21 protein-coding genes are annotated in these 23,026 nt (G+C 36.6%); 18 read left to right on the plus strand and 3 right to left on the minus strand.

From position 1 onward, the window contains the following. Nucleotides 1-55: 55 nt before the first annotated feature. The 8 genes from EV197_RS07040 to EV197_RS07075 all read left to right on the plus strand — a co-directional run bounded on the left by EV197_RS07040 (nt 56) and on the right by EV197_RS07075 (nt 8,730). Nucleotides 56-985 carry an ABC transporter ATP-binding protein gene (locus tag EV197_RS07040; RefSeq protein ID WP_130286014.1) on the plus strand — a complete coding sequence of 310 codons (930 nt, stop codon included), beginning with the start codon at nt 56-58 and terminating at the stop codon, nt 983-985. Then, nucleotides 978-2,276, plus strand: coding sequence for an ABC transporter permease (locus tag EV197_RS07045; protein WP_130286015.1), 1,299 nt, complete (start codon nt 978-980; stop codon nt 2,274-2,276). Before EV197_RS07040 ends, EV197_RS07045 begins: the two co-directional genes overlap by 8 nt. A 5-nt stretch (nt 2,277-2,281) precedes the next feature. Further along, nucleotides 2,282-3,184 carry a mechanosensitive ion channel family protein gene (locus EV197_RS07050; RefSeq protein ID WP_130286016.1) on the plus strand — a complete coding sequence of 301 codons (903 nt, stop codon included), beginning with the start codon at nt 2,282-2,284 and terminating at the stop codon, nt 3,182-3,184. A 6-nt stretch (nt 3,185-3,190) separates the two neighbouring features. Next, on the plus strand, nt 3,191-4,087 hold the full coding sequence (locus EV197_RS07055) for a hypothetical protein (protein ID WP_130286017.1): 897 nt from the start codon (nt 3,191-3,193) through the stop codon (nt 4,085-4,087). Continuing rightward, a complete protein-coding gene (locus EV197_RS07060) occupies nt 4,087-5,250 on the plus strand; it encodes a sigma-54-dependent transcriptional regulator (protein ID WP_130286018.1) in 1,164 nt (387 codons plus the stop codon). The genes EV197_RS07055 and EV197_RS07060 overlap by 1 nt, the downstream gene beginning before the upstream one ends. A 65-nt stretch (nt 5,251-5,315) precedes the next feature. Next, nucleotides 5,316-5,840 (plus strand): hypothetical protein, encoded by a 525-nt coding sequence (locus tag EV197_RS07065; protein ID WP_130286019.1) that lies wholly within the window; start codon nt 5,316-5,318, stop codon nt 5,838-5,840. A 251-nt stretch (nt 5,841-6,091) separates the two neighbouring features. Then, the gene (locus EV197_RS07070) at nt 6,092-7,987 is read left to right on the plus strand and encodes an alkyl sulfatase dimerization domain-containing protein (protein WP_130286020.1); all 1,896 of its coding nucleotides are present in this window, start codon (nt 6,092-6,094) and stop codon (nt 7,985-7,987) included. An 86-nt stretch (nt 7,988-8,073) separates the two neighbouring features. Further along, nucleotides 8,074-8,730, plus strand: a complete 657-nt coding sequence (locus EV197_RS07075; RefSeq protein WP_130286021.1) for a DUF2490 domain-containing protein — start codon at nt 8,074-8,076, stop codon at nt 8,728-8,730. A 46-nt stretch (nt 8,731-8,776) separates the two neighbouring features. Here EV197_RS07075 and EV197_RS07080 read toward each other — a convergent pair whose 3' ends face one another. Both EV197_RS07080 and EV197_RS07085 read right to left on the minus strand, forming a co-directional pair. Beyond that, on the minus strand, nt 8,777-11,776 hold the full coding sequence (locus EV197_RS07080; protein ID WP_130286022.1) for a carboxypeptidase-like regulatory domain-containing protein: 3,000 nt from the start codon (nt 11,774-11,776) through the stop codon (nt 8,777-8,779). A 45-nt stretch (nt 11,777-11,821) separates the two neighbouring features. Beyond that, nucleotides 11,822-12,358, minus strand: coding sequence for a hypothetical protein (locus EV197_RS07085; protein WP_130286023.1), 537 nt, complete (start codon nt 12,356-12,358; stop codon nt 11,822-11,824). A 577-nt stretch (nt 12,359-12,935) separates the two neighbouring features. Here EV197_RS07085 and katG point away from each other — a divergent pair. The 3 genes from katG (at nt 12,936) to EV197_RS07100 (ending at nt 16,764) form a co-directional block, all read left to right on the plus strand. Continuing rightward, complete coding sequence (gene katG / locus EV197_RS07090) at nt 12,936-15,236, plus strand: catalase/peroxidase HPI (RefSeq protein WP_242610694.1); 2,301 nt, start codon at nt 12,936-12,938, stop codon at nt 15,234-15,236. 198 nt (nt 15,237-15,434) lie between these two features. Then, nucleotides 15,435-15,869: a hypothetical protein gene (locus tag EV197_RS07095; protein WP_130286024.1), complete on the plus strand. Its 435-nt coding sequence runs from the start codon at nt 15,435-15,437 to the stop codon at nt 15,867-15,869. Continuing rightward, nucleotides 15,856-16,764, plus strand: coding sequence for a hypothetical protein (locus EV197_RS07100; protein WP_130286025.1), 909 nt, complete (start codon nt 15,856-15,858; stop codon nt 16,762-16,764). Before EV197_RS07095 ends, EV197_RS07100 begins: the two co-directional genes overlap by 14 nt. 6 nt (nt 16,765-16,770) lie before the next feature. On the opposite strand, the gene EV197_RS17025 is transcribed toward EV197_RS07100, so the two are convergent. Continuing rightward, complete coding sequence (locus EV197_RS17025) at nt 16,771-16,917, minus strand: hypothetical protein (protein WP_165389015.1); 147 nt, start codon at nt 16,915-16,917, stop codon at nt 16,771-16,773. Between the two features lie 362 nt (nt 16,918-17,279). Between EV197_RS17025 and EV197_RS07105 the strand changes: the two genes are divergently transcribed. The 7 genes from EV197_RS07105 to EV197_RS07135 all read left to right on the plus strand — a co-directional run bounded on the left by EV197_RS07105 (nt 17,280) and on the right by EV197_RS07135 (nt 23,018). Then, complete coding sequence (locus tag EV197_RS07105; protein WP_130286026.1) at nt 17,280-17,801, plus strand: hypothetical protein; 522 nt, start codon at nt 17,280-17,282, stop codon at nt 17,799-17,801. A 158-nt stretch (nt 17,802-17,959) separates the two neighbouring features. After that, nucleotides 17,960-18,514: a hypothetical protein gene (locus tag EV197_RS07110; RefSeq protein WP_130286027.1), complete on the plus strand. Its 555-nt coding sequence runs from the start codon at nt 17,960-17,962 to the stop codon at nt 18,512-18,514. A gap of 173 nt (nt 18,515-18,687) precedes the next feature. Beyond that, the gene (rlmF, locus tag EV197_RS07115; RefSeq protein ID WP_130286028.1) at nt 18,688-19,650 is read left to right on the plus strand and encodes a 23S rRNA (adenine(1618)-N(6))-methyltransferase RlmF; all 963 of its coding nucleotides are present in this window, start codon (nt 18,688-18,690) and stop codon (nt 19,648-19,650) included. A 153-nt stretch (nt 19,651-19,803) separates the two neighbouring features. Further along, a complete protein-coding gene (locus EV197_RS07120; RefSeq protein ID WP_130286029.1) occupies nt 19,804-20,892 on the plus strand; it encodes a hypothetical protein in 1,089 nt (362 codons plus the stop codon). Nucleotides 20,893-21,033: 141 nt separating this feature from the next. Beyond that, on the plus strand, nt 21,034-21,435 hold the full coding sequence (locus EV197_RS07125) for a HEAT repeat domain-containing protein (RefSeq protein WP_130286030.1): 402 nt from the start codon (nt 21,034-21,036) through the stop codon (nt 21,433-21,435). A gap of 254 nt (nt 21,436-21,689) precedes the next feature. Then, on the plus strand, nt 21,690-22,109 hold the full coding sequence (locus EV197_RS07130; protein WP_130286031.1) for a hypothetical protein: 420 nt from the start codon (nt 21,690-21,692) through the stop codon (nt 22,107-22,109). A 354-nt stretch (nt 22,110-22,463) separates the two neighbouring features. Further along, nucleotides 22,464-23,018 (plus strand): hypothetical protein, encoded by a 555-nt coding sequence (locus EV197_RS07135; RefSeq protein ID WP_130286032.1) that lies wholly within the window; start codon nt 22,464-22,466, stop codon nt 23,016-23,018. Nucleotides 23,019-23,026 lie beyond the last annotated feature (8 nt).

Consider the following 23,026-nt stretch of genomic DNA (forward strand, 5'->3'; position numbering starts at 1 on the left):
TTTTATAGGCGAAGTTCTCTAAGTTTTTGTAATATTCCACTTTAATCGTATGTCAATGACAAATTTATTGGAAGTAAAAAATGTAAGTAAGCATTTTGGTTCTTTTACTGCACTGGATTCGGTAAGTTTATCGGTACCCGAAGGTAGTATTTTTGGTCTGCTTGGACCCAATGGAGCCGGCAAAACCACACTAATTCGTATTATAAATCAAATCACCATGCCTGATGAAGGTGAGGTGTTTCTTGGACAAGAAAAACTTCATCCTTTGCATATTAAAGATATAGGCTATTTACCTGAGGAACGAGGACTATACAAATCAATGAAAGTAGGGGAGCAGGCCTTGTACCTGGCACAATTAAAAGGGTTGTCAAAGCAAGAAGCTAAAGAACGACTTAAATACTGGTTCGATAAGTTCGAAATTTCACATTGGTGGGGTAAAAAGATTCAGGAGTTGTCCAAGGGGATGGCACAAAAGGTGCAATTTATTGTAACGGTTTTACATCAACCAAAACTACTGATATTCGATGAACCCTTTAGTGGTTTTGATCCTGTAAATGCCAATATCATCAAAGACGAAATTTTAAAACTTAAAGAAGAAGGAGCAACTATTATTTTTTCTACACATCGAATGGAGAGTGTAGAAGAACTTTGTGACCACATTGCTTTAATCAATAAGTCTAAAAAATTAGTAGAAGGAAAGCTCTCTGACGTCAAAAGGTCACATAAAGGGAATATCTTTGAAGTTGGAGTGTTGTTTGATGATCAGGATCGGAGGTTACAAGAATTGAAGCAAAAGTTTGTAGTTACTGATGCAAACTTTAAAACTATTGATGAGCAGTTAAAAATAAAAGTAACCTTAGAGGATAATGCCAGTCCTAATGACCTATTGGCTTATCTGACTGCAAATGGTAGGGTGTTGCGTTTTAACGAAGTGATCCCTACTGTAAATGAAATATTCATTAAAACCGTTTCAGAAAATGAATAATCTACCCTTAATACTTAAAAGAGAATTTATCGCCAGAGTGCGTAATCGTACTTTTGTAGTAATGACATTTTTGAGTCCCTTAATCTTTGTAGGGATGATTTTGTTAATTAGTTGGTTAGCGACAATTAATAGCAGCGATGTAAAACAAGTCGCAGTTGTTGATGAAACAGGTTCATTTTTTGAAATTTTAAAGAGCTCAGAAGAGGTAAACTTTTTAAATTATACAGACTATAAACTAGAACAGGCTAAAGATTCTGTGCGATCAAAGGAGCTATATGGATTATTGTATATTCCCGGTAATACGGCTAATAGCAAACTGGAGGAATCAGTGCAATTTTACGCGGATGAATCACCGAATATTTCCGTTATAAGAAATATCGAAAAAAGTATTGCCACTAAAATTACCAATCAAAATTTTAAAGAACAAGGGTTAGATATCCATAAAATAGAAGAAGCCCGTGCCCGTGTCAATATACAGATTGAAAATTTTTCAGGAGAGAAAACATCAAAAATGTCAACATATATTAAGATGATTTTTGGTGGAGCTGCAGGATATTTTTTAATGATGTTTATCATTATCTATGGCAATATGGTGATGCGCTCGGTAATCGAAGAAAAATCGAATCGTATTATCGAAATTATCATTTCTTCGGTGAAACCGATGCAACTGATGTTGGGTAAAATCTTGGGCACTTCCTTTGCGGGCATTTTACAATTTTTTATTTGGGTATTATTAGGAGGGATATTGTTAACGGTAATCACCTCTATATTTGGGGTTAATGCACAGCCGCCATCAATGGATGCTGCTGAAGCGATGGCAGGTGCCAACCAAGAACAGATACAACTTATATTAAATGATATTTTAAAATTACCATTGCTAACGCTGGTAGTTTCTTTTTTGATCTATTTCATAGGAGGCTACTTTTTGTATAGTGCTATTTATGCTGCGATTGGAGCTGCTGTAGATAGCGAAACCGATTCTCAACAATTTATGTTACCGGTTATCCTACCCTTGATGCTAGGAATTTACGTAGGTTTTTTCTCAGTGATTGAAAATCCGCACGGTACTATTTCGACCATATTTTCTATGATTCCACTGACTTCTCCCATAGTTATGCTGATGAGAATTCCATTTGGGGTACCCTGGTGGGAAGTGGCGATATCTATGCTATTACTAATCGCTAGTATTGTTTTAGTAATTTGGTTTGCCGGTAAGATTTATAGAATTGGTATATTGATGTACGGTAAAAAACCGACCTACAAAGAATTGTTTAAGTGGCTTAAGTATTAATTGCTATGATCATTCAAGAAGAAATTACAGAACAGGCAAAAGAATTTATCGAAGAAAATGTCTGGGATAGTGTTCGGGATTTCCTGGAATATGAGATTTTTCATTTTGGAGATAAAAATCCGCTAGTACTAACTGTTGGACTATTGATTTTTGTCTTTATTGTTTTTATAGTAACCACAGTGCTGCTGCGAATGGTTCGCAAAATAGTGACAAGAAGAATGGAGTCATCAGACAAACAAAAGTTTGATTCTGTTTTTTCATTTTCTAAATATTTTATTTATGTCATTGTCATCTTTTTTGCCTTAGATAGTATTGGGTTCAATATCACCGCCGTTTTTGCAGCCTCTGCAGCATTATTGGTTGGTGTTGGTTTGGCATTGCAAACCTTTTTTCAGGATATATTATCGGGCATATTCATATTTATAGATAAAACAGTACACGTTGGAGATATCATTGAATTAGATGGTAAAATAGGTAGAGTAGAAGAGATAAAACTCAGAACCACCAGAGCGGTCACTATAGATAATAAAGTCCTTATTATTCCAAACCATTTGTATTTGACCAATACACTTTACAACTGGACCCAAAATAATATCATTACCCGAGAGTTTATCGAGGTAGGTGTTGCGTACGGTAGTGATACCACTTTAGTCAAAGAATTGTTGATTAAAGCAGCATTGTCAAATAAAATGGTACTTAAAAAGCCTGCACCCTTGGTATTATTCACCAATTTCGGAGATAGTTCGCTTAATTTTAGGCTGGTATTTACGATCAATGATAGTTTTATGGCAGCCATTCCAAAAAGTGAGATCCGATTTGAGATTGATCGTTTGTTTAGAGCGCATAACGTAGAAATTCCATTCCCACAACGTGTGGTTACTATGGCCGGTGGTTCGAAAAAGGAGTAAGTTGGTATGAAGGCAACAAAAAACATCCTATTGTTTTTTTTAGTACACAGCTTTTTTGCCGTGTACGGCCAAAGTACAGATTTAGCTCGATTAGAATACACGAATATACCGCTGCAAGGAAGCGATAATCAATTTAGTAGATTTAGAATCTCAGGTAATATTCCTTTTAAACTAAATGATAAGGGATCATACCTCGTTATAGAAACCCAATATCGATACCACAGCCTTCAAGTAAAAGACCCGGTACCTTTTATTGATCCTCAGGGTTTAGATGCATTACAGACTTATGGACTGGCACTAGGTTATACCTTTAAAATAAATCAGAACTGGCGTTTTGGTGCCAAATTTGGAACCAGGATGTCGTCGAACTTTGAAGCTTCGGGCATTGAAGCAGATGACTTTAGATACACAGGTTCTTTTTATTTTATACGAACTAGTGACAAAAGTTTGTTACCGCTAAAATCCAGGCTGATTGTTGGAGTACAATATTCTAACCCTGCAAGTATACGATTTCCCTTACCTATTTTGAATTACTATAGGCGTTTTAAACCACGTTGGTCTTTTGCCTTGGGTACGCCAAAAAGTAATATCAAATATTTCTTTAATGAAAAAAATACCTTACAACTTTTTGTGAGTTTAGATCAATTCTATGCTAACTTGCAAAATGATCGTATCATTACACAAAACGGGCTTACCCAAATTGCAGAAAATATATCTTTGATTACGGTGGTAAATGCGTTGGGATACGAACATTATTTTACGGAACACTTATTGTATTACGCTTACGCAGGATACACATTATTAAACGAAATTCGCTTACGAGATAAGGATCAAGAGGATGTGTATATCCTTAATGATCAAAATACTTTTTATTTTAGAAGCGGCATAAAAATTAAAATATAATGGCAAAAATACTTGTTATAGAAGACGAATCAGCAATACGTAGAGTATTGGTTAAAATACTATCAGAAGAAAGTGATCAATATGAAGTAATTGAAGCAGAAGATGGACTGGTAGGTATAGAAAAGATAAAAGCAGATGATTTTGACTTGATTCTCTGTGATATAAAAATGCCTAAAATGGACGGAGTCGAAGTGCTTGAAGCCGTTAAAAAAATAAAACCTGAAATTCCTATCGTAATGATCTCCGGTCACGGGGATTTAGATACCGCTGTTAATACGATGCGATTAGGTGCGTTTGATTATATCTCAAAGCCACCAGATTTGAATCGTTTGCTGAATACCGTTCGAAATGCATTGGATCGAAAAGAATTGGTCGTAGAAAATACGATGCTGAAGAAAAAGGTATCTAAGAACTATGAAATGATCGGAGAGTCTAAAGCGATTTCGGATATTAAAGAAATGATTGAAAAAGTAGCACCTACCGACGCCCGGGTATTGATTACAGGTCCCAACGGAACCGGGAAAGAGTTAGTAGCGCACTGGATACACGAAAAGAGTCAACGTGCCAAAGGACCGATGATCGAGGTGAATTGTGCAGCAATACCTAGCGAGCTTATAGAAAGTGAACTTTTCGGTCACGTTAAAGGTGCGTTTACCTCTGCGAATAAAGATCGAGCCGGTAAATTTGAAGCTGCCAATGGCGGAACCATATTTTTAGATGAGATCGGAGATATGAGCCTTTCTGCTCAAGCAAAAGTATTACGCGCCCTGCAAGAAAATAAAATTCAACGTGTGGGTAGTGATAAAGATATTAAGGTAGATGTACGTGTGGTGGCAGCAACCAACAAAGATCTCAAACAGGAGATTGAGGATAAAAAATTTAGAGAAGATTTATACCATCGATTAGCTGTAATATTAGTACAGGTACCACCATTAAATGATCGTAGAGATGACATTCCGTTATTGGTAGAGCATTTTGCCAATAAAATTGCAAAGGAGCAGGGTACGGCCTTAAAAAAGTTTTCGCCCAAAGCCATCAAACAATTACAGCAGTACGATTGGACAGGTAATATCCGAGAATTGCGCAACGTTATTGAGCGTTTAATTATTCTGGGAGGTAAAGAAGTTAATGAAGAAGATGTAAAGCTTTTTGCAGCGAAATAAGAGTGTAAAGTCAGTAGCGTAAGTACGACTACTACTACCAATTGAACATAAAGGTCATAGCCCCAATGAGATTTAAAAGGTATTTGATAGGATTGCTGCTTAGTTCTGCAGTTATGGCAACTGCACAATACGAGCCTCAAGCCTGGAATTATGGATTGACCAGTAGTAAAACGATTGGTATCGAAGCTGAGGTTGGCTTTGGTGTTCGTATCGAATATGCGCCCAATTGCTATACTACTTATATGGCAGAATACAATCGATCGTTTGATTTTGGTGATACTGAAGAAGATTTAAGTTTTAATGAATTGGCTTTAGGTGTCAACCTCATTTTATTCAACTGGTATCCTACCACCATCACTGCAGGTATGGGCTATGTTGGTAACAATTCTAAATTGATTACTGAAGACGGCGATGATGCTTTTTTGGTGATAAGCTCGGAGACGTTTAACCACGGAGCACAAATAAAACTCAGGGCTTTACATCAGGTTGCTATACCGATCCACATTTTTGCAGAACTAAATCTCAAAAGCTTAGGTAATGATTTTCATACCGTATTGATTGGTTTTAGTTATGATTTTAATGCCAGATAGGTAGTAATTTTAAGGTGGAAAAAGATTGCAAGATCCACTTTATAATTTTTGTGAATTATTTCAATTAAAGATTTCTGGATTATAAATTTAACGTAAAATGGATTAATCAATTAATAGTATGAAAATATGTGAAACTTTTTTCATTTTATTTTTATCTTTAGGAAAAAATAAAAATCAATGCCTATTCAAAAGGTATTCTCATATTTCCTAAAATTTTTACTTACACAAATCAGCTTACTTAAAATTCTATTATGAAAAATCTAATCTTAACTTTCTTTGGGCTTACTGTTCTTTACAGTTGCAATGAATCCCCCACATTTGATAAAAAACTGTTGGATCCTGAGGTTATCGATCATAATGTTCCCTTGTCAACTGAACCTTATGCAGATGAGGAAGTGCTAAAAAATCTAGCCCCAATACGTCAAAGATTCGATAATTTTGCAATTACTAAGGATAGTGAATTCATAAATGATAGGATGACTTCTTTTGGCAAACAAATGCCAAAGACGGTTTATGAACCCGTTAAAGATAAAGCATTCTTAATGGCAGGATGGCAATTAACTTCTACTTTAATTGTGGTTGGTGATGATGGGTTGATCGTTGTTGATCCCGGAGAAAGTGATGAGGCTTCAAAAAGAATCATTGAAGATTTTAGAAAAGTAACTGGTATTAATTTGCCGGTTAAAGCAATTGTTTATTCACACAGGCATCCAGATCACTCATTTGGAGCTGCTGGTATGGGTGTTACTCAAAAACAGGTAACCAATGGAGAGGTAAAAATATTTGCGCATTACCAATTTATGGATTATTTAGCTAACGACGCAAGTGTTGTAGGGTCTATACTAACAGAACGGACAGCATACGGAGGAGCAACTTATTTAGGGCAAAATGAAAAAGGACTTGTCCACGCTGGTTTAGGGCCTACTTTTGCCGGAGGTAAAATATCTTTTTATAGACCTACTGACGAAGTTAAAGGAGAGCTAATAACAGAGGTAGCTGGTGTAAAAATGATTCTATTTGAGGCTTATGGTGATGCCGAAGATGAAATTGATGTGTATTTCCCTGACTTAAAGCATGTGCACGGTTCAGAAACGGTACAGGGAGAGTCTTTTCCGAATTTATATACCCTCAGAGGTACAAAATACAGAGATTTAGTCAAATGGTATAAAGGTGTTGATAATTTATTAGCTTACGCTAAGAAAAGTGACAGTTATAGTCACTCCCATATGAGATCCTGGGTAGGTAATGAATTTATTGTAGAACGCATTCAGAATTACAGAGATGCTATTCAATATACACACGATCAGTCTATTTATCATATGAACCAAGGTGCCACAAGAGAAGAATTGGTGGCGTTGGTTTCATTACCAGAACACCTCAAAAAGGATCCTTGGTTACAAGAATTTTATGGTAGTGTAGAACACGTGGTCAGGAACGTGTATAACGGATATCTTGGATGGTATTCTGGTGATGCTACTGAGCTTGCAACACCATCCTTTTATAGAAAAGCTAAATTGTACGTGTCTGCCATGGGAGGTCGCGATAATATATTAAAAATAGCTGAAGAAGCTATTGAGGCTAAAGACTACGGCTGGGCTATGGAAATTACTACACATTTGATTAGATCCAATCCTAAGGATACTGTTGCCAGAAATGTTAAAGCTAGGGCGATGGAGGCTTGGGGATTTGATCAATCCAATATTTATTATAGAAACTTTGCATTATCGGGTGCAAAAGAGTTGGACGGTACTCTTGATAAATCGGGAGCTTTTGATTTTGCAAATCCGGTTATTATTCAACAGTTTTCTATTGGAACAATTCTTGAAAATTTGAGAGTTAAAATAAATGCACCCAAAGCGACAGATGCAAATTTTAAAATTGGTTTTAACATATCGGATCGGAATGAACAATATGGATTTCACGTTAGAAATGGAATTGCCGCCTTTTACGATTATATCCCTCAAAATTCAGATTTAGTGCTTAGTGTGCCAAGTAGTGTTGTATATGACTTTGTTTTAGGTAAAGGAAAAGTAAAAGACGCAATCAAAAATGGAGTCGGTACTGCCGATGGAGATATAAATCAATTAGATACATTTGCAAACTATTTTGATTTTAGTAAGTCGCCCATAAACCTATCTTCAAGATAAGATAGCATGTTTACATTTTTGGTAATGGAGATTGGAGAATTGAGTTGACTAAAAGTCATTAGATGCATAACAAGTGACGTTATGTTATGAAAAAGATCATATTTACTTTAGTCATATTAATAAGTGCTAAAAGTTATACACAAAATGAATTTTTTCTTGATGTATATATTGAAAAAGAATTGTTTTCTTTAGATCGATTATCATTACTTGTTGAAACTAATTATAAGCATGCATATCAAAAAAGCAGATGGAGAAGAGGCGCTTTGAACGTAAAGTTAGAACATCAACTTTCTTCGAATTGGTTATTGTTTGGTAAGTTGGTAAACAACTATCGCTTTGACAATATTTTGGGTGATTTTTATGAACTTAGACCATCTTTAGGTGTTGGATTAAAAGTTCCGTTATTTAAAAAAATAAGCTTTGCGCAAAAGTTAGCTGTAGAATGGCGTAATTTTTTCATTTCAAGACACGATCAATATCTAAGGTCAAGATATAAAGTTCAATTAAATTATAGATTTGACAAAAGAAACGAATGGAATATTAACTCTGGATTTGAGTGGTTCTTTTTAAGAGATCCTGTATTGAATGAGCGATATTCAACTTCTAGGAGATTTTCAACCTTTATATCAAAAGAGATCAAAACGGTTACCTTAAAATTGGGATATCAACGAGAAGTTTTTCTTAGAAGCAGTAGTAACTTTAATAGAATTGGTAATACTGTTTCTTTTCAAATAGCATTTTAGTAGCATTATCGAAAACAAAATTCTTATTCAGTATAGGTGCATCAATCTAAGAATCGGTTTGATTTTCAAAAGTATCTATGGTGACCTTGGTATCTTGATTGTATAGCTTTATAAATTTCACTTCTTTTGTTTCCTCAGGTAAGCCATAGTTAGTATATATGGTGTATTTAAGATACACAGGGTTTTCCTTTACATATTGACCATTCAAAGATTGAATATTCACTATCCATTTTCCAGGAAAATTTTTATCCACGATAAATTGTTTAGAATAGACACCATTTCTAATTTCGGTAGCAATCATTTCAGGATCTGATTCATAAAACCTGGACCAGGTGTAGTATTTGTTATCTGGATTTACAAATTGAACCTGAAACTCAGCCATAGGATCACTCCAGTCCAAATCGATTTTTATAGGTACTGATTTTACTGTATTGAACATTTTAGGTAAATCTTCTGAAGAAATATAGTTTCGGTACAAATTGGCAAATTTTTGAAATTGAGTTTCAGCTTGCTCTAATATTGGGGCAAAGTCAATTCCTTTTTCATCGTTAGCCAATATTCTTTTGTATATATAAAGTGACTCCGTAAGTCTTTTGTTTTCCATATAAGTTCTGGCTAAATCCAAGTAGGCCTGAGCAGAACTTTGGTATTGTATTTCAAAAATTCTTAGATACACCAGTAGTGCTTTTTCTTTTTGCTCATTCGCTTCTAAATGAAAAGCAAGTGACCTAAGTGCTTGGGGGTTGTTCCAGGCTAAGTCTGCAATACTGGATAATACCTCATTACCAATAGCTGTATTATACCTATAAAAAAAGGTTGCTGCGTACTGATAGAAAGGAACTTCATTAACGTGATTGGCTCTTAGGGTATAAAACGTTGCCAATGCGTCGTCCAAAGATTTTGTGTTTTTTAATTGGTTGACATAAGCTGGTGCTTTATAATAGGGGTCTACTGTAGGTAGCGTTTCTTTATAATCATTTCCTTTAACTAACAAGGTGTTTAATTCGCTAGGGTCTCTATATTTCGGACCTTTCTTGGTTTCTACGATGAATACACCTGCTCTACCGGCATTGCCATAACGGGCAGAACCTGCGGGGCCTGAAATTACTGAAATACTTGCTATCCTGGCAGGTTGCAGAAACAACGGAGGGCTAAAATACTGTGCTCCATCTACAATCCATAAGGGTTGGCCTTGGTTGTTAAAGGAACTTACTCCTCGAATGAGATAAGTTGCCTGGTCACCGAATCCAAAAACTTGAACCCCCGGCAAGCGATTCCTAATGATATCTGATAGATAGATGGCGGATTTAGGGAATTCATCATTGGTTAAGGTATACAATGCCGTTCCTGAAGCTCTTTTGCTTTCCTTTTTACCAAGAACGTCCATAGTTTTACTGTCCGTGGTATCTTTAACTGCTGTTTTCAGGTTTATTTCTTCGAGTACGGTGGCTTCAGAAGTAAAAGATAGATTAATAGGTTGACTCCTATCAACTACTGTTTTGGTTTCGGGGATCATACTCAAAAACTCAAATCGAAGCACTTGACCTTCCTCAGCGGGTATTGTATAATTGCCATCTACATTGGTTTGTGCTTGAATTAAAGTTTCTTGTACAGTTATGATTGCTCCTTGTACAGGCTGTCCATTCTGAGTCACGGTTCCTGTGATCATATCTGCTACAGTAGTATCAAAATCTCTAAAATCATCCTGATCTTTTCGGATTTGTTTTAGCGCGGTGTCGACATCACTTTGGTATAGGTCAATAAGATATCCTCCGGATAGCTCACAGGTATTTTGCATCGTAGCTCTATCTGCCTCTTTACTACTATTGATAAAAAAGATGGGAACATTAAAGATATTGCTATAGTCTCCAAAGGTAGCCTGACCATCACTACAGATTAGATAAATATCTGGGGTATGCCCTTCGGTCAATAAATTGGAAAAATTGGTGCCCCCATTATACCTAAAGGATCGGATGGCTGCTATCAAATTCGAAGTATTGCCATTTTTGATGGTAAATAGTTGAGCTACTTTTTTATCTGCGGCAAAAGGAATTAAGGTAACGTCAACATTCTTAAGTCCTGCGAGATATTGGGTTAAGAAGTTGAGCTCTTTATCCAGATCTCTATCTTTGGTAGATAAGGAAGTATCCCAAAATAGTGTAATGTCTTTGGGCTCTTCTCTTTCTTTAAAGTCACCATCTGCGGGTACGGAAGCCTCTACCGTAAATGCCATACCGGTATTCGTAAATTTTTTCCAGCTATCCTGGCTTACATCTCTCAGATACGCTTTTCCTCTATTAGTACCCTGAACAGAAAAGCCAATATAGTCACCATAGACTTCCACCAACTCAATACTTATAATGAAATCATCTTGTACCACAATGTTGTAGGGGCTAAGGTCAATGGTTTCTTGAGCGTGATGCTTTGCTTTAATGGTGTGATAAATATTTTCCGTAACTAGTTTGTCTCCCGGTTTATTGTGTTTTTCTTCATATACATTGACTCTTACCAGTAAACTATCCGACTCATTTTCGTTAACCACAAAGTTAAGTTCACGCAGTTTCACATCATCGTGGCGTACTTTGATTAGGGTCGCAATTTCGCCTCCCAATCCTTTTTTATCTTTCCAGTATCCAATGAAATTATAAAATCCTCTCGGTTTATTGAGCATTAGTTTTCTGCGTTTAGCAGCCACGAGTGTGGCCTCCTCCAATTGGGTAATAGTAGGACGCATATAGATTTTATTGGTTCTGGCTAAACGAGCATATAGGTCTTGAAGCTTAATTTTCAAGGTTTCATAGCCTAGCATGGAAATCTGTAATGTAGCATCTTGACCCACGGCATTTTCATCAAATTCCAAAACTACCTTACCATTTTGATCACTAACCGTACCAATGGCCTGATCCACAAATCCAACATTGACGTAGGGGATAGGCTGATCGGTATCGGTATCTAAAACAACAGCGTCGATCGTTACTACGTATTGCGCCTGTATTGAGATTGTGCTAAATAGAATAAAGAGTACTAGGTAAAAATTAGTTTTCATAGCTGTGAAAAATGTATGAAGAGATTATTTAAAGCTTTAGATTCTCTAAAAAGTTATGGAACCAAACATATATTGAACTTCCTTTAGATGTTTATTATAAAATTTTGGGATAGCTTCGTATTCTAAAAAGTAAACTATCCCATTTACTTTATGATATTGTGTGAGTATATTGTATACATCAGTTCCAATTTTTGCTGTTCGTTGTACGATATATGCTTTTCCGTATTTGCTATCGGTAGTATGGATTACTATTTTATTTCTTTTTAACTCTTCTTCATTATATTTTGTACCAATGCTATGGGATATTATATCCTCAATAGATACGGTATTGGGTGGAGCATCAACTCTAAATATCTGAAAATGCACTTTACTTCTACGTCCTCTTTTATTTTTAGGAGCATAATAAGTGAAAAGATTCATATGTTCGTACGTAAACCAACTATCCAAAAGCTTGAATGTGTATCCTTCCTTTTCAATTTCCGAATATGCAATATCCTCTTTAGAAGATTGGGCAAATAAATTGTGCTGTACGATAAAACTCAAAAGTATAATCGCGAAAAAGGAGTTTAAAGTTTTTTTCATAGCATTTCTTTGATGTATGTATAGTATAGTGTCAAAGACAATAATTTTGTTACTACCAATCTTCTACTTTTTTGGTTTGGAATGCGAAAATAGCCGCTCATTAGCACAAAAACAACATTAGGACTCTGGCTTTAAGGCAGTAATTCTGGGTTTTCGATAAGATGGTATGAGAAGCGGATTAAAGATGTTAAAATATGAACTGTAAAAGGCAGGGTAAGAAAGAATTTACATCCTGAATGTACTTGAGTAATATATGCTATAACGATCAAATAATTAATGGGTCGGCAGAATGAATATAGAGATAGTATCGTATTCCATACAAAGTAAACAAATTGTTATTTAGCGATTCCTTAAGAAGCCTCTCCATTAATTTTATATATCTTAAAAATCAAACGGTAGCTTCACGATGATGCTGTGAATTTAAGCGCAATACTAGCATAATACACTAATTGGCGATTAAAGTGACACATATCAATGGATTAGCGTGAAGCCTACACACAAGACTATCTTAATTCAAATCAATACCATAAGCTTCCAGGAGTAATCTTAGGGAAGCTTACTTATTAAAACGCAACGTATGAAAGAAATGTTAGACATCAACAATCCAGAAAGTTTAGGTCAATGTCCGTTTAGAGGTACCCGAGTAGGAGGTGCTCTGGGTAAACAACCTCAAATTGACGACTGGTGGCCCAACCGCTTAAAGGTGGAGCTACTCCATCAAGACCCACCACAGGCCAATCCGTTATCAGATTACGATTATAAAGAAGCCTTCCTAAAACTTGACTATGAAGCGCTTAAAAAGGATATCAAAGCGCTATTGACCGACTCCAAAGACTGGTGGCCGGCGGATTATGGCAATTATGGTCCACAAATGGTTCGAATGGCCTGGCACTCGGCCGGATCGTATCGAATTGCTGATGGTCGAGGAGGAGCTGGTACGGCCTTGCAGCGCTTTGCTCCTATAAATTCCTGGTGGGATAATGGGAATATTGATAAATCCAGACGCTTAATATGGCCGATCAAGCAGAAATACGGAGCGGCAATATCCTGGGGGGATTTGATTATCCTTACCGGTAACTGTGCGCTAGAGCTGATGGGCTTCAAAACCTATGGTTTTGCAGCAGGTCGACGAGATGCCTGGGAGCCGGATCGCGGTACCTATTGGGGTACCGAATTCTGGAACGGAAAAACCATTTCTGAAGTACCTAAACAAAGTTATGATGGCAATCCAGGAGAAATGGTTACCCGAACCGTACGCTGGAAAGGCAAGCCAGGTGATGCATACTACGATCTCGAAAATCCTTTAGCAGCAACCAATCAGGCGCTGATCTACGTAGATCCCGAAGGGCCAAATGGTAATGGGGTGCCACTGGATTCTGCCAAAGATATCCGAGAAACCTTTGCTCGCATGGCGATGAATGATGAAGAAACGGTAGCACTGATTGCTGGGGGACACGCCTTTGGTAAAAGTCACGGGATGACACCACCAGATAAAATTGGTCCCGCACCAGAAGGCGCTCCAATCCAGGCGATGGGACTAGGCTGGCAAAATCCTAATGGTACCGGTTTTGCGCAATACACTATGACCAACGGTATTGAGGGTTCCTGGACACCGAATCCTACACAGTGGGACAACAGCTACTTAGAAAACCTGTTTAAATACGACTGGGAAAAAACGAAAAGCCCGGCAGGTGCGGTGCAGTACAAACCTAAAGATTCCAATGCACCCAAAACACCAGACGCCCATGAGGAAGGTAAAATGAATGAACTGATGATGATGACCTCTGATTTGGCGCTCAAAGAAGATCCGGCCTACAATAAGATTTGTAAAAAATTTCTAGAGGATTTCGACTACTTCAGTGAAGCCTTTGCAAAAGCCTGGTATAAATTAACGCATAGAGATATGGGGCCTAAGGATCGCTATTTTGGTCCAGAAGTGCCTAAAGAAGATTTGATATGGCAAGATCCGTTACCGAAACGTGATTATGAGCTGATCGATGCTAAAGATATTACCTACTTAAAAGACGAAATTTTAAGTACGGGTCATGGTATTTCAGCTTTAGTATCTGCTGCATGGTCCAGTGCATCTAATTATCGAGATTCGGATAAACGAGGAGGAGCTAATGGAGCCCGCGTTCGATTAAACCCCATAAAAAACTGGGAGGTCAACCGACCAGAGGAGTTGTCAGAGGTACTGGCGAGTTTAGAAACTATAGCTGCGGATTTTAATAAGGCGCAATCAGGGAACAAAAAAGTTTCAGTAGCCGATCTAATTGTACTCGGAGGCTGTGCCGCGGTAGAAAAAGCGGCCAAGGCTGCTGGAGTGGCTGTAGAAGTACCCTTTACTCCCGGTAGAGTTGATACCACACAAGAACTGACAGACGAAGAAAGTTTCAACTGGCTAAAACCCGTATCCGATGGTTTTAGAAACTATCAGAATGATAAAGTAGGTTTTCACATACGTCCGGAGCATCTGTTTTTGGATCGGGCACACTTATTAACGCTAACGGCACCTGAGTGGACAGCATTGGTAGGCGGATTACGAGTATTGGATCAAAACTATGATCATAGTGATCTCGGGGTGTTTACCGACAAGAAAGAAACGCTGAGTAATGACTTTTTTAAGGTGCTGACCAGTATGGAGTACGAATGGGTACCTGATGAAGCGGAAATGATATTTACGCTTAAGGACAGAAGTTCTGGTACGCCCAGGTATAAAGCTTCGCGCTGTGATCTGATTTTTGGATCCAATGCGCAACTGCGTAATATCGCTGAGGTTTATGCCGCTAATGATGGCCACGAGCGTTTTGTACATGATTTTGTCAAAGTATGGGACAAGGTAATGATGCTGGATCGTTATGATGTAAAAAATTCCTAGAGGTTAATATAATTGATACTACTAGATAGTAGTGTAGCGCTAAAAGCACATCGGTAAATTACTGATGTGCTTTTTAGATACTAAACTACTCGAAGAATAGCTATGCATACACGCTAAAAGCTCAACAGATTTCCAGGAATGTATTGTACAATGCCTATATTTATACGTTTTATAGTACCTCACACAAAATCATTCGCAATGAAAATTGAATTCGAAATTGACGAAAAGGAGTCCGTTCTGTTACTGGATATTATCAAACAGTTTATGGGGCAAACCTCCGATCCCCAGGCATTGAAAGCACTATCTAAAATTGCCACAGAGATTGAGGCAGATATGGCGATGGGCGATGAAATCTTTAAGCGCCTGCGATACCGACTCACACCCTATACCAATGGCAACCGAATTACACCAGCCGCAGCTATGAAATTGGATTTAGGGATCAGCCAGAACTTTTTGACCAGACTGGGTGGTTTGGAGCGGGAGGTGAATTCCTTACTAAAAAACATCGTACAAAAATATAAACCCGACTATGATTTGAGGACCTTACATCATATTCCGTTATCCGCAATCAAAAAATGTAAACGGATTACTGATGTGGTAACGTTAATCCAAAGTAGTTATGAAAGTTTGTAAAGTAGTACTAATTGTTTGCCTGTCCTTTTTGGTAAAAACGGTTGCAGCACAAGGAGTCAGTGTTACCCTGGGGGAGTCAACCTCCAATAGACTTACCAAGGTAAAACCGGCGCAGTTGTTGGCTACGTTTCCGGATAATGATACCATAGCGGATAGCTGGTTGATCAATGGATACCTGGAGGTGAAACTGGATAGTATTTGGGGACCTAGCGGTCGTGTGGGTATATTGGGTGAAATACATAAGAATAATTTAATAGCAAAAGAACAGGACATCCGGCAGTTTGGTCTGTCCTTGGAAAAAGACTTTTTGATTCAAAAGAAGACAGTAGACTATGACGGTAATCCAGACTATGCTTTGCATTCCCGATTTATCACTAACCTTACGGTACGCAGCAGCACCGATCGCATAAACGACGAACACGCCATCATTGCCAATTTGGGGATTGCGTATTCCCTAGAGCGAAGTAAACAATGGCGGTTTCTACAAACCAATACCCGATTGATACGGATGGACAGGGGATTTGGTAAAATCCTAACGCTGGCGCATAATCATAATTTTGGTATTAGCTACCTGGGTGGTGACCAGCAAGCACTGTTAGGCGATGTATCGTTTAGTGTGGTGGTGTTTCCCTTTAGCGGATTGATGAATACTATTGACCAGCCAGAATTTTTTCAGCTGCAATACCAACTCCAGGCTCGTTCTGTACTTGCGGGTAGTACCGAAAAGGAGCTCACTGCACTACAGCAGTTTTCTGCCGGAATCAGCTATGCCATCAACTCAAAATCATCAATTGGCATTGCCTACACCCATCAGGAAGGCGCAGACCCCTATACGGCATTAGCGGATCAAAAGTTTGAAACCTTGTCCGCTAAGCTTAGATTAGTGTTAGAGTAGTAATAACTATTTTTTTTCGATATCCTCCTTGGCAGCATCGCGTTGATCACTGCCTGGTAACTTTTCTTTTTTGTCACGTAGGTGCGAATCACCGTGATGGTCTTTTGGGATGCCATCAAATTTCCCTTTGTCTTCAAATGGTGCTGTGCTCATCGTTTTTTGTTTTAGCGATAAGATAACATAAATCACTGCCGTTACCTAAGGCTTTAAGGTTAGTTTAATATAAACGATACCGTAGTTTGGATTGCTTTTAACTAAACTCATTTCATTTGGTACTGATTTTATTACTTTTGTAGCAAATACCAAGGGTACAGTAATTTAAAAGTATTACACTAATTTAAATGAAGAAAACCATTCGTAACATAAAATCTATCTATCTATACCTATTATCATCAGTGTTTTTTTTAATTTCTATGAATTTGAGTACGGATAGTTAAGTAATTGCCTATGTGCTATTCGCTGTGGGTTGTAGTTTTCTTATTTCGGCGGTGATGAAGTATTTTAAAAATTAAAGTATGAATTTCTTTATTAAAAACCTACTCATTATATGTTGTTGCTTTTTATGCTGCCAGGGTTGTTATGATGATAAGGCTACATCTTCGAATAAAAATCTGATGTCTTCCGATGAGAAAGCGGTACTTTTATTGAAATCAAATTATAACCAATGGCTATACACTACATATGGTTATCGAAAATGGGCGCCAACAAAAAAGGATATCGATCGTGCACACCATATTTTGAGTACGGCGATCAAAAACGATGAATTTAACTTTTTAAAAACACCAAGTCTACAGGATTTAAAAGGGTATTATAGACAATATATTCCCTATATCAATGCTAAGGGAGAGAAAGTAATTAAAATAAACGCCTTTTGTGAATTATTAGAAGTACCACCAGCATCAACCAGTGAATCCAAGGTTTGGACAAAAATGGATTGGAAAAATAGATATGTGGATGTAGATGATGGAGGATATTGCTATTGGCGGGTAGTTATAAACTTGGATAGAAATACATATTACAACCTAATCATAGGGTAATATTTTGATAACCTATAAAACGTTAAGAATACCACACGCAAGGATTCGTGCGGTGGCAGTGAGCTTTGATACGTCTAGATGCTCATATCATCCTGCAATCGCTTAACACAAGATTAAGATCAAAAAAGTTGGCGATTGGAAATTTCAAAAATTACTTAATGAAGAATACTAAAGCAATTGCTATAATATTCATGCTACTTATTATTGGTTCTTGTAAAAATGAACCCTATAAATCCAATTTAAAGTTGACTGAACATCTACCGGATTTCACTTCTAAAATGACAGAAAATGATACTATAAAAATTTTTGCGGTATTAAATATGGAATGGTGGGTTAGACGTGACGAGTTAATCGTTACAAAAAGGAACAACGAAATTCGACTTCAAACAATTATTAAAGAGGATACTACATTTCAGATGAAAAATGAAATGCGAACAAATGTATTACCAGAAATAACCATTTCAAATAGCAACCATACCTTTGAGCAACATTTCTTAAATAAAATTGAGCGAACAAAAGATAAAAAACTACGACAATATATTTATAAGATAATATCACCTAATGATACGTTGATATTTTATACTGACGGATTGAGCGATAAAGGAGGCGAAGTAAGAGAGTATTACAAGTTTATGAACCAATATTATCCAGCTGAAAAGGAATTTCGATTTCCAGAAGTCAAAATTGAAGAAGTAGATGATTTTACGTTTTGAATAAATACCTTCGTTCTTTAACTTCTTCTAACTTCCAGCGATAATCCCTATCTTGCACAACCAACCTAAAGGAAATAAACACATGTATAGGAATAACCACCGTAGCTAGTACGGTTTGCCTAGGTTATAGTGCCATATAAATAGTTCAATACCTTAGTTAACCATACTACCCCATGGCTTCAAAAAAAGGAAAAGAAGAAAAATCAAGGCTGCATCCTCGAAATAAGAACCGAGCACGCTATGACTTACGTGCTTTAAAAAATGCTACTCCAGCATTAGCAATGCATATCAAACCTAACAAATATGGCGAGGATTCCGTCGATTTTTCGAACCCTTTGGCGGTTAAAGCACTGAACAAGGCATTGCTCCATCATTATTATGATATTACCAACTGGGAATTTCCGGATGAAAATTTATGTCCTCCGATTCCGGGTAGAGCCGATTACCTTCACTATATAGCAGATCTCTTGGCAGAACATAATTTTGGCAACATCCCAACAGGTAATAAAATTACAGGCTTAGATATTGGTGTAGGAGCGAGTTGTATTTACCCCATTATTGGGGTTACAGCCTATGACTGGCAATTTATTGGGTCTGATATCGCGCCTAAATCGATAGCTTCTGCTCAGCATATTGTTGCAACTAATCCCGCACTCAACGGTAAGATCGAATGTAGGTTACAACACCATAAGAAAGCTATTTTTAAGGGAATACTTAGTAAGGAGGAGAAAATTGATTTTACGCTATGTAATCCACCTTTTCATGCGTCCATAAAAGAAGCTCAAAAAGGAACACGACGAAAAATAAAGAACCTGACGGGGAAAAAAGAAAAAAAACCAACGCTGAACTTTGCAGGAATTAACGAAGAACTTATTTGTGAAGGCGGCGAACATACTTTTATTCATAGGATGGTGAAAGAAAGTAAACGGTTTGCTACCAATTGTTTTTGGTTTTCAACTTTAGTTTCCAAACAATCCAACCTAAAAGGCATGTATAACGCATTACAACAACTAAAGGCGAATCAAATCAAAACTATTCCTATGGGCACCGGCAACAAATCCAGTAGGATTGTAACCTGGACCTTCCTGGATGCAGCAGAACGAAAAGCGTGGAGAGAAACCCGATGGAAAGGATAAGTTTAGAAAGTACTGTTGCACTAAATTGAAGATTTGACAACGCCTAACGTTGCGATGAACTATACATTTTAAAATTAAGTTACTACTTTTGATGACCATATAAGGAATAAATGAACCCATTTATTTGTTCTGTTTATGGTTAAAGCCCCCAACATGAATTTAGAATTAGAAAACTTACAATCGACAATTAAAAGAAAATACAGCTTTAAATACAAACCTGAATTTTCTGAATCTTTTAAAACAGATAGCAAAGAAAGTCAAATCATTCCTTTGACCATCGAGGTCTTTGAAAAATTGGAATGGCCAATTGTTTATAGGGATACAAATTCTGTTGAAGCTAAGAGAAAAGGTGACTGGAATAAGCTAACTGAAAAGATAACAGTTACTAAAAAAGCAGCTGGACGAATAGAAGTACATAGTAAATCAATTGAGGGTAATTTTATTGATTTTGGAAAAAATTCATTAAGAACTGGTTTATTTATTGCGCTTTTTAAAAAGTTAGAAACCGAATATAAAGAAAATGGAAAGCTCGAAGTATTAGAAACTGAATTTGAAAAACAAAGTAATTGGGACGATTATGAAATCCCAGCTGAATTGCCAAAACCTAAACAATTCAGAAAACCGAGTTTAAGTCTTTCCATCCTTGGTGGGCTAAGTATTGTAGTCTTATTCGGTGTTTTGATAGCATTTTTGACCGTTAGTTTTACATATGTAATTGGTTTGTATGAACTTGGAATAGGGTTGGGAATAGGATACTTATTTGGTCAGGTTTTAAAGAAAACCAATTATGTTGATTTTAATCCAATTCAGTTTGTGCTTGCCGGTATGATGATTGTAATGTTTATTACTAATCAGTTTACACAGTATCAAATGCTAATTGCAGAAAACAACATTTCTGAATTTAGCTTTTTGGAGTTCATAAATATCCGTTTCAAAGGAGGTTTAACTATAAAAAGTTTGAATACGGGGTGGATTGGACTAACTTTAAGTTGGATATTTCAGATGACTTTTCCTTATTTCTTAGCACTTGCTAGAATAGGAGGGATTACAACCAGTTATACGATTGAAAAAGTTCCAAAAGAAGCTTTAGAATACACCGTCTACCTTTTTGAAATGAACAAATCTGAAAGTGAAGTAAGAGCAGTACTATCACAAAAAGGTTGGAATAAAAAAGTTGACCAAGATATGGTTTTTCAGGCAATAGGTGCGATACTTGGTTTTCAAGAAATGAATAGAGAGTAAATAATTGCTATCGCATCAAGTTTTTAGATTTAGTGAGCCTAACTTTTAGTAAGCTAGTTTAGATTATTTAACTTTGGATGACTCTTGTTTTGATGAACAGTTAAAATTATCATATCGATTTTATTAATATCATAAATCCAGATGATTAATTCTGCAGAAGAATTTAAAAGATTAAGAGAAAGTGAATCTAAATCTGAATATCAACGGGCTTTTACGGAAAAAGCATCAATAGAAATCTGCTATGATATTCTAAAAAAATATCCTGATTTAGCTTTTTGGGTTGCGCAAAATAAAACTATACCAATTGAAATTCTTTACATTTTGGCAGAGCATAAAAATGCTAAGGTTAGATGTATGGTTGCCAGAAAAAGAAAAATTGATGATTTTATTTTGGATAAACTTAGAGAAGATCCAGATGAAGCTGTGAGATATGTTCTGATCTGTAATACAAATCTTTCCAATGAAAAGAAAAAATTGATTAAAACATCAGATTCAGTATGGTTAGAAAAACAATTAAAAGAAATAGTAGAAAATACACTTTAGAGTTTAATTTTCGCTTGCTCCCATACTAAATAGTAGTGTAATCATAGTCAAAACACAGTTTGATCAACAAGAAATTTAAGTTAACTGATTTTTTTACGACTTGTAACAGCTCTAAGGTTTCTGTTATAGCTACTTTAGTATTGACCTTAAAGTGAAATGCAATGAATAAACTTTTAATAACAATTCTTTTACTATAAATCGTCCCAACTTTATATTCACAAAACCTAAAGTTAAAACCTTCAAATCTCAAGAACTTGCTTAGCGAAAGTATAAAGCAAGATTCACGTGGAAGTATTTCGACCGTATCTAATCCTTGGGTAAGTGACAATACTGATGGTTTATTTTTCAAAGCAGATACACTGAGATTAATCAACAATAAGACTCAGTATGATTTTGGTTTTTGCGAAAAAGTAAATTGGTCTTTCTATATTAAGTCTAAATTTTATCAAGTTGAATCGCAAACTTGTGAAGAACCAGCCTCGGTAAAAGTTAGTAATATAAACAACCAGTATCAAATAACCCTATCAAAAAATAAATTGGGATTGATTTTAAGCACATCTAATTTAAACGGACTAGTAGATCAATATTTAGTCGTATCGATTAATCGTGATCATATAAAAGATGAAATCGTACTTAAGAGAATAACAAAAAATGCCAATCGCAAATACTATTAAAAATTTTACTTACACATTTAATTATAAATTCGATTAAGTAAATTTATCCGTTCCAATTAGTAGGGAATAAATAGCATACTCTCCAACTCACTGACTCATCCACTCAAAAACTCCAAGACTACACCTAATGGCCTCACTACAACATGAGTACAACATTAGAATGATACTCCTCAATTAGGGCAAGATTAAGTTATGGTTAAATCCTAATTTATCTTTGTTAGTTTGCTTGGTTTGCAACATAGTTTTTGACTACTTTCGCGCCGCGTAATTCGGGGCTGGTAGTGCGCAATATCAGAACCGTTATAAATTACGATTTGAGGGATTAATTAAAACAACAAACTTTTAAAAATTAACATGAAAAAACATTTAGTATTCATTTTAGGGCTAACATTATTATTAACCGCTTGTGAAGAGCAAGACATCACTTCTTCACCAGCTGAGGTGGCACAACAACCAACCAGCGAAATACAAATTGACGAGTTAGTGGCACAGGCGAATGGCGCTAAGTCAAGCACGGGGATTAACTTTTCGTTAGGGTACGAGCAACAAGTATTATTGATTAGCCGCAAAGGTGATGTTAGAGAAAGCTTACTATTAGGATTTACAGGGATTGAAGACAGCCGTTGTCCGATCAATGCAAGATGTATTACTCCAGGAGCTGCTGAAGTTACGATGTCATTTGCCAATAGATTTGGATTCAACACTCTGCCGATGTGTATCGGAGCTTGTGGCGTATTAGATCGTCCATTTGATAACGAAGCACAGCAAAGAATGGAAGACGAAATCGTATTTGAGCTGAACAACACCAACTATGTATTAGTGTTAAAAGACGTAACACCATATCTAGAGGCAGGTGTACCAACTGTAGAAGAAGACTACGCAGTACAACTACAGATAAAAGTACAGTAATCGTATCG

The sequence above is a fragment of the Aquimarina brevivitae genome (assembly GCF_004216895.1).
GTDB classification, from domain to species: Bacteria; Bacteroidota; Bacteroidia; order Flavobacteriales; family Flavobacteriaceae; genus Aquimarina; species Aquimarina brevivitae.